This is a genomic window from Anaerobutyricum soehngenii, assembly GCF_009697165.1.
In the GTDB taxonomy this organism is placed as follows: Bacteria; Bacillota; Clostridia; order Lachnospirales; family Lachnospiraceae; genus Anaerobutyricum; species Anaerobutyricum soehngenii.
Genome location: NZ_VULP01000047.1, coordinates 1 through 9155, shown reverse-complemented (window position 1 = coordinate 9155; position 9155 = coordinate 1). Strand labels below are relative to the sequence as shown.

The 9155-nt window shown below is 39.3% G+C and carries 6 protein-coding genes; all 6 read right to left on the bottom strand.

Going from position 1 to position 9155, the window contains the following annotated elements:
* Window positions 1-262: 262 nt before the first annotated feature.
* On the bottom strand, window positions 263-1477 hold the full coding sequence (locus FYJ25_RS14025) for an LL-diaminopimelate aminotransferase (RefSeq protein ID WP_154581570.1): 1215 nt from the start codon (window positions 1475-1477) through the stop codon (window positions 263-265).
* A 59-nt stretch (window positions 1478-1536) separates the two neighbouring features.
* Window positions 1537-2385 (bottom strand): diaminopimelate epimerase, encoded by an 849-nt coding sequence (dapF, locus tag FYJ25_RS14020; RefSeq protein ID WP_154581569.1) that lies wholly within the window; start codon window positions 2383-2385, stop codon window positions 1537-1539.
* A 251-nt stretch (window positions 2386-2636) separates the two neighbouring features.
* Window positions 2637-3188: an ANTAR domain-containing response regulator gene (locus FYJ25_RS14015; RefSeq protein ID WP_154581568.1), complete on the bottom strand. Its 552-nt coding sequence runs from the start codon at window positions 3186-3188 to the stop codon at window positions 2637-2639.
* 67 nt (window positions 3189-3255) lie between these two features.
* Window positions 3256-4587 carry a type I glutamate--ammonia ligase gene (gene glnA, locus FYJ25_RS14010; protein ID WP_154581567.1) on the bottom strand — a complete coding sequence of 444 codons (1332 nt, stop codon included), beginning with the start codon at window positions 4585-4587 and terminating at the stop codon, window positions 3256-3258.
* A gap of 107 nt (window positions 4588-4694) precedes the next feature.
* Window positions 4695-7928, bottom strand: coding sequence for a carbamoyl-phosphate synthase large subunit (gene carB, locus FYJ25_RS14005; protein ID WP_154581566.1), 3234 nt, complete (start codon window positions 7926-7928; stop codon window positions 4695-4697).
* Window positions 7921-9000, bottom strand: a complete 1080-nt coding sequence (locus FYJ25_RS14000) for a carbamoyl phosphate synthase small subunit (RefSeq protein ID WP_021907382.1) — start codon at window positions 8998-9000, stop codon at window positions 7921-7923. Before FYJ25_RS14000 ends, carB begins: the two co-directional genes overlap by 8 nt.
* Between the last annotated feature and the right edge of the window lie 155 nt (window positions 9001-9155).

Here is a 9155-nt window from a genome sequence, read left to right as displayed (position 1 = left end):
ATAGCTTTATAGATGATTTGTTGCCATGGTCAGAATCAATACCAGATATATGCAAGATGGAGAATAAAAAAGAGCGCTGAGAAATCAGTGTCTTTTTTATTTAGGGTACTCATGTTTTACCGTATACGAAATAAAGATAAAATAAAATGTGATGTCGGAGCAAGTAAAAATGCCGGTCAGGCATTTTCTGCGCCGCGACTATCTTCACATTTTATTTTATCTTTATTTCTGGTTTTCGTTTCTTTTGCTCAGCAAATTAATCTTAAAGTGCTTTGATTCTTTCGATGGCTTTTAATGTATTTTCATGGGAACCGAATGCTGTGAGTCGGAAATATCCTTCTCCGCTTGGTCCAAATCCTGAGCCTGGTGTTCCTACTACGTTTGCATTCTTTAACAGGAAGTCAAAGAAGTCCCAGGATGGCATTTTATCTGGAGTCTGTAACCAGATATATGGTGCGTTTACTCCACCAAATACGGTGTATCCTGCATCTTTTAAGCCTTCTTTGATAATTTTCGCATTGTTCATATAGAAAGCAACCTGCTCTTTTAACTGTGCTTTTCCTTCTGCACTGTAGCAGGCTTCTCCTGCTCTCTGAATGATGTATGGAGCACCGTTGTACTTTGTTCCATGTCTTCTTGCCCATAAGGAATGTAAAGTAACATCTCCGGCTTTTAAGTCTTTAGGAACTACAGTAAATCCAAGTCTTGTTCCTGTAAATCCTGCATTCTTTGAAAAGCTTCGAAGTTCAATTGCACAGGTTCTTGCTCCTTCACATTCATAAATACTGTGTGCGACATCATCTTCGCTGATATATGCCTCGTAAGCAGCATCATAAATAATTACTGCGCCAATCTTATTAGCATAATCAACCCAGTCCTGAAGCTGTGCTTTTGTAATCGTTGTTCCGGTAGGATTATTTGGGAAGCAAAGATAGATAATGTCCGGCTCTTCTTTTGGAAAGTCTGGTACAAAATCATTCTCTGCGGTGCATGGCATATAGATGACATCACTCCAGGTTTCTGTGGAAGGGTCGTATGTTCCTGTTCTTCCTGCCATAACATTCGTATCGACATAAACTGGATAAACTGGGTCGCATACTGCAATTTTGTTATCTATACTGAATATTTCCTGAATATTTCCCGAGTCACATTTTGCTCCATCGCTGACAAAAATCTCATCTGCATGAATATCGCAACCATGGCTCTTATAGTCACTCTCTGCAATTGCATTTCTTAAAAATTCATATCCTAAGTCTGGAGCGTATCCATGAAAAGTTTCTGCCTTTCCCATCTCGTCTACTGCACTATGAAGACTTTCGATAATCTTTGGTGCTAATGGCTGTGTTACATCACCGATACCTAAACTGATGATAGATTTATCTGGATTTGCCTCTTTGTATGCGGCTACTTTCTTTCCAATCGTAGAAAAAAGATAACTTCCTGGCAGTTTTAAATAGTTCTCATTTACTTTAAACATAGTTACTCCAATCTGGCTTTTGCCTCTTTACGTCTCTTACAATTCATTACTCAAAAATATTATGCAATACCATCCGGAAGGGTAATCTCTCCGTCAAATACAACGGTTGCCGGGCCAGTCATATAAACCTGGTTAGCTTCTCGATCCCAGCGGATTTTCAAATCTCCTCCGAGCAAATGTACTGTAACTTCATTTTCTGTCTTATCATTTAATATGCAGGCCACTGTTGTTGCACAGGCACCGGTTCCACAGGCAAGTGTTTCATCACTGCCTCTCTCCCATACTCTCATATTCACAGTATTTCGATCAAGTACTTCTACAAATTCTGTATTTGTTCTTTTAGGAAATACCGTATGATTTTCAAAATATGGACCGATTGCTTCAATGTCCAAATCTTTTACATTGTTCATAAAAATAATGGCATGCGGGTTTCCCATAGATACACAGGTCATATGATAGATTTTTCCTTTTACCTCAACAGGTACGTTGACAACAGGACTTTCTTCTACTGCAACTGGAATTTCTTTTGGTTCAAGAATAGGCGCACCCATATTTACCTCAACACTTGCAACCTTTCCATTCTCTACCTGTAACCGAAGATATTTGATTCCTGCTAATGTTTCTACTGAAATCTCTGTCTTATCTGTCAGACCATAATCATACACATATTTTGCTACGCAGCGAATACCGTTTCCACACATTTCTGCCTGAGAACCATCGGCATTGTAAATATTCATACGAAAATCCGCTATTGCTGACGGACTAATAAGAATTAATCCATCTGAACCGATTCCGAAATGACGATTACTTACAAACTTAGATACTTCTGCCGGATTCTTTACAGACTCCTCAAAACAATTCACATAAACGTAGTCATTTCCTATTCCGTGCATCTTTGTAAACTTCATAGGCTTCTCCCTTCTGTCGCATTTCACATCTGATACAACATTTAAAATATACGATACTCTTTCTTAATTAACAAGGGTTCTCGCTATTTTTAATAAAATTTCTGTGATTCTTCAGAATTACTTTGCAAAATTATATCTACGATATCTGTTTTATTTATTAAATTAAATGATGTTTCAGGATTAACAGCTCAAAACTCCGTTCGTCCTTACACGATAAAGTTTTTGACTTTGGGACCCGCGAAATATAAAAATCATTTCAAATCAAAAACCTGTAAAACCATATACGATGTTTCTACCATATTTGTTCCATTATCCATACTTCTTTTCTGAAGATAACGATGTGCTTCTTCCTCTGTCATTCCATTCTTTTCTATTAATAAGGACTTAGCCTGATTAATAACTCCCTGTTCATCTGCAGAACGCTTATCCGGCTTTTCTTTTTCCTGCTTTAACTTTCTATGTATATCTGTCAGCAGATCAGACACTGTATCGACTAGATCATAGGCTTTTAACGGTAATGGCAGATAAATAACATCATCATCTCCATATTGCTGCCACTGTGCATTACTGGCAATGACTACCATTTCAAAAGTATCTGGAAGACAATCTTTTAATTCGTAATAAATCATATCAGCAAAGCGGATGCCGCATACAACAACACCCGCCTCTAGTCTTTCCACTGCCTGAATAGCCTGGGCCCCGGTAACACAGACGGCCGATACATCATATCCATTCTTTATCAGGACGTTTTTCATTTTTAATACAATTTCCTTTTTCGGAAATACAACAACGATATTCAACAATTCTCACTCATCCTCATAAGCCATCCAGTCGTTTCCATCTACAGTCGGTATATTAAAAGACTGTAGTTTAGTATTTATAAAGATATGATTCCGTTTCCCAGTCAGAAACATGTCTACAATATTCATGCCATTCTTTTCTCTTTGCTTCCAGATATTTTTTACTTATATGCTCTCCAAGGACCTCCTGAATATAAGTATCCTGTTCAAAAGCGTCACATGCTTCGCCAAGCGTAGCTGGCAAAACATCAATATTCATATCTGCGATTTGCTCTTCTGTCAGTAAATACATATTTTTACCAATCGGTTCCGGCGCTTCTAACTGATTCTCGATTCCATCCAGCCCTGCTGCAAGACAAAGTGCCATGACAAGATATGGATTTGCTGCGGGATCTGGACTTCTGAATTCAATTCTTGTGCCGGCTCCTCTTGAAGCCGGTATACGAATCAGCGGACTTCTGTTAATAGAAGACCAGCAAATTGCTACCGGCGCTTCGTAACCGGGAACGAGTCTCTTGTAGGAGTTTACAAGGGGATTACAAATACAGGACATTCCTCTGGCATGCTTAATAAGCCCTGCAATAAAATGATAACAGTCTTTGCTTAGTCCCAGTGGATCTTTCTTATCAAAAAAAAGGTTCTTTCCATCCTTTTCAAGCGACATATTGATATGCATTCCAGAACCATCAATATCGGTAATCGGCTTTGGCATAAATGTTGCATATAATCCATGTCTCTTTGCAATTGTCTTTACTACCATTTTAAATGTCATAATATTGTCAGCAGTTATCAGAGCATTATCATACTTGAAATCAATTTCGTGCTGTGCCGGAGCAACTTCATGATGGGATGCTTCAATTTCAAAACCCATACTCTCTAATGTAAGAACGATATCTCTTCTTGCATTCTCACCCAAATCTAACGGAGTTACGTCAAAATAACTTGCCTTTTCATGTGTAATGTTTGTTGGCTGTCCATTGTCATCGGTATGAAAAAGGAAGAATTCACACTCCGGTCCGACATCAAAAGTATATCCCATCTTTGCAGCTCTTTTTAATACATTTTTCAGGACATGCCGGCTATCTCCCTCAAAAGGTACCCCATCCGGACGATACACATCACACATAAAGCGGGCAACCTTTCCATGCTGCGGACGCCATGGAAGAATCTCAAATGTGTTAAGATCCGGATACAGATACATATCAGATTCCTCAATGCGGACGAAACCTTCGATTGCAGAGCCGTCAAACATACATTTATTATCTAATGCTCTTTCAAGTTGGCTGGCTGTAATCGCTACATTTTTTAAATTTCCCGATACATCTGTAAACTGAAGTCTTATAAACTGTACGTCTTTTTCTTCCACAAGCTGAATAATATCCTGCTTTGTATAATTTCCCATCGGTATCCTCCCAATTATGCTATATACCCACGAAATCTTTTGCAAGGGTAAATGCACAAAAGACTCCATGAGTACATATTATTTATATCAGGGATTCACTCCCCTTTTTATGCCTCGTTAATCTTGCTCTCAATCTCTTTATCAATTTCTGCGATATCCACTAAAGATAAATCTTCTCTGCAGGAAGACTCTAAGCTGGTAAGTAAGGCGTTTGCTGTATCAAGAGAAGTCAGACAGTTCACACCTGTTTCTACTGCATGACGACGGATAACAAAACCATCTTTGCTTCTTTCAATACCCTGTGAAGGTGTATCGATGATAAGATCAATCTGATGTCCTAAGATCAGATCCAGCAGGTTTGGATGTGTCTCTTCGATTTTATTTACTCTCTTCGCTGGCACACCGCTTTCCTGTAATGTCTTGCATGTATTTCTTGTCGCATAGATTTCGTAGCCAAGTGCTGCGAATCTCTTACCAACTTCTACTGCATCTAACTTATCAGAATCCTTCACAGTCATGATCATCTTCTTGTGTTTTGGTAAATCAACACCAGAACCTAAGAATGCTTTAAATAATGCTTCTTCATAGTTCTTAGAAATACCAAGACATTCTCCTGTGGACTTCATTTCTGGTCCAAGGCTGATATCTGCCCCACGAATCTTCTCAAAAGAGAATACTGGCATCTTGATTGCCCAGTATGGAGATTCCGGCTGAAGTCCAGGCTCATAACCTAACTCTTTTAACTTCATTCCTGTCATAACCTTTGTTGCAAGGTCAACAATAGGAATACCTGTTACCTTACTGATATAAGGAACCGTTCTTGAAGAACGAGGATTTACTTCAATTACATATACTTCATCCTGATATACAATAAACTGGATGTTGATAAGACCAATAACATGTAAAGCCTTTGCCAGTAACTTTGTATAATGGCCGATCACCTTTTTAATCTTAGGAGAAAGGTCTCTTGCAGGATATACGGAAATACTGTCTCCGGAATGGATTCCGGCTCTCTCTACATGCTGCATGATACCTGGAATAACAATCTCTTCTCCATCACATACCGCATCAACCTCGACTTCAACACCCATCAGGTATTTATCGATAAGAATTGGATGTTCCTGTGCATATCTCTGAATAACATCCATAAATTCGGAAATATCTTCATCAGAAATCGCAATCTGCATACCCTGTCCACCAAGTACATAAGATGGACGAATCAGTACAGGGTATCCAATCTCATTCGCTGTCTTGATAGCTTCTTCTTTTGTAAATACTGTGCCTCCCTTTGGACGTGGAATACAGCATTTCTCAAGAATCTCATCGAAAAGCTCTCTATCTTCTGCTGCATCTACGTTCTCAGCACTTGTACCAAGAATCGGCACACCAATCTTATTTAACTTCTCTGTTAACTTGATCGCTGTCTGTCCACCGAACTGTACTACCGCTCCATCTGGCTTCTCTAATTCTACGATATGCTCTACATCTTCCTCTGTTAAAGGCTCAAAATAAAGCTTATCTGCGATATCAAAGTCTGTACTTACTGTTTCCGGGTTATTGTTTACGATAATTGTTTCGTAACCCATTTCTTTAAATGCCCATACACTGTGTACAGAACAGTAATCAAACTCAATACCCTGTCCAATACGGATTGGACCGGAACCAAGTACCATAATCTTCTTCTTATCAGAAGTTTCTTCTACTTCATTGAAGCTTCCAAAACAAGAATAGTAGTATGGAGTTTCTGCTGCAAACTCTGCCGCACAGGTATCAACAACCTTGTATGCTGGAACGATATCCATCTGACGTCTTAAGTTCTTTACATACTCCTCATTCTGACCGATAAGATCTCCGATCACTTTATCCGGGAATTCCATCTCTTTTGCCCTCAGTAAAAGATCACGATCTAATTCTTCCGCATTTTTAAGTTTCGCTTCCATCTCAACGATGTTATTTAATTTATCAATGAACCACAGATCAATCTTTGTGATATCATGAATCTTCTGTGGGTCTACTTTACGACGAAGTGCCTCTGCAATACAGTAAATACGAAGGTCATCTACGATATGAAGATGTTCTTCTAATTCTTTATCACTTAACTTATCAAAATCGCCATGCATCAGGCTGTCTACATGCTGCTCTAAAGAACGGAGAGCCTTCATAAGACCACCTTCAAAGTTAGTACAGATACTCATAACCTCTCCGGTTGCCTTCATCTGTGTTGTCAAATGACGGGAGGCAGAAATAAACTTATCAAATGGAAGTCTTGGAACCTTTACTACACAGTAGTCAAGCGCCGGCTCAAAACTTGCAAATGTCTTACCTGTTACAGCATTCTTGATTTCATCTAAGTGGTAACCAAGTGCGATCTTCGCAGTAACTTTGGCAATCGGATATCCTGTTGCCTTAGAAGCTAATGCAGAAGAACGGCTTACACGAGGGTTAACCTCAATTACACAATAATCAAATGTATCTGGATTTAATGCAAACTGTACGTTACATCCACCTTCTACACCAAGTTCATCAATAATATTTAATGCAGAATTACGGAGCATCTGGTACTCTTTATCTCCTAATGTCTGAGAAGGTGCAACAACGATACTGTCTCCAGTATGAACACCAACCGGGTCAAGGTTCTCCATATTACATACCGTAATACATGTTCCGTTACCATCACGCATTACTTCGTATTCGATTTCCTTCCAGCCGGCGATAGATTTCTCTACTAATACCTGTCCTACACGGCTAAGACGAAGACCATTCTGAATGATTTCCACAAATTCTTCTTCATTATCTGCGATTCCACCACCGCTTCCTCCAAGAGTGTATGCAGGACGAAGAACAACCGGATATCCAATCTTCTGCGCATATTCCAGACCATCTTCTACATTCGTAACAATCTGGCTTGGTGCGATCGGCTCCCCGATCTTTTCCATTGTTTCTTTAAATTCTTCTCTATCCTCTGCCTTACGGATCGTTTTACCTGTTGTACCGATCAGCTTTACCTTATGCTCTTTTAAGAAACCACACTCGTCTAACTCCATAGCGATATTTAACGCTGCCTGTCCACCTAATGTTGGAAGAAGACTGTCCGGAGAAACTTTTAAGATGAGCTTCTTGATAACTTCTGGTGTTAACGGCTCAATATATACTTCATCTGCGATATCTTTATCTGTCATAATTGTTGCAGGGTTGGAGTTAACAAGAACAACGTGAATTCCCTCTTCTTTCAGGGAACGGCATGCCTGTGTTCCCGCATAGTCAAACTCTGCAGCCTGTCCGATAACAATAGGACCGGAACCAATTACAAGGACTTTTTTAATACTGGTATTCTTAGGCATCTTTTGCAACCTCCATCATATTAATAAACTCTTCAAATAAAAACTCGGAATCGTTTGGTCCAGGGCAGGCTTCCGGATGGAACTGTACTGTCATAACATTCTTTCCAAGATAATGAACTCCTTCTAATGTACCATCATTTACATTAATGAAGCTTACTTCTGCGATATCTCTGTTCAGAGAATCTTCCATTACCATATATCCATGATTCTGCGAAGAAATGTAAACCTTTCCTGTTTTTAAATCTTTTACTGGATGGTTTGCTCCACGATGTCCGTACTTCATCTTCTTTGTATCTGCTCCGTTCGCAAGAGCCATCAGCTGATGTCCGAGACAGATACCAAAAATAGGAATATTCGTAGCAAATAACTTCTTCAGTTCCTCAATAATCTCCACACATTCCTTTGGATCTCCAGGACCATTAGAAAGCATGATTCCGTCCGGTTTTGCTGCGATAATCTCCTCAGCCTTTGTATATGCCGGATATACTGTAACCTCACAGCCACGCTTGTTTAAAGACTTCTCAATATTCTTCTTTGCTCCAAAATCCATGAGGGCAACTTTAAAGCCATCTCCCGGAAGCACTCTCTTTTCCTTGCAGCTTACTTCACGTACAACTCCACTTACTCTGTATTCTTTCAACTGCTTTACTACTTCGTCCAGATCGAAATCTTCTCTTGTAGTAATCATTCCGTTCATTACACCGTACTCTCTTAAAATACGTGTCAGATGTCTGGTATCAATTCCTGAAATACCAGGAACATCGTATTTCTTTAAGAATTCGTCCAATGTCATCTCATTACGGAAGTTACTTGCCAGTTTTGCACACTCTCGCACAATAAGTGCCTTTGGCCATGGATGTACAGACTCCATATCTTCCATACAAATTCCATAGTTACCAATTAACGGGTAGGTCATAACAACAGACTGTCCTGCATAAGATGGATCTGTTAATATTTCCAGATATCCTGTCATAGAAGTGTTAAAAACAACCTCACTGATTACTTCTTTTGCTGCTCCAAAGCTTTCGCCGGTCAGCACAGTCCCATCTTCTAAGATTAGAAATGCCTTCATGATTCACGTTCCTTTCTATATTCAATCATTTAGGCGTTTGCGAAACGCCACAAGTCGCATAAATACGTCATTTTTTTGTTGTTAAAAATAAAAATCTCCTCACGGTTTGTGATATAATGGAGTTGACTAGAAACCATAAATCACGCCCCGAAAGG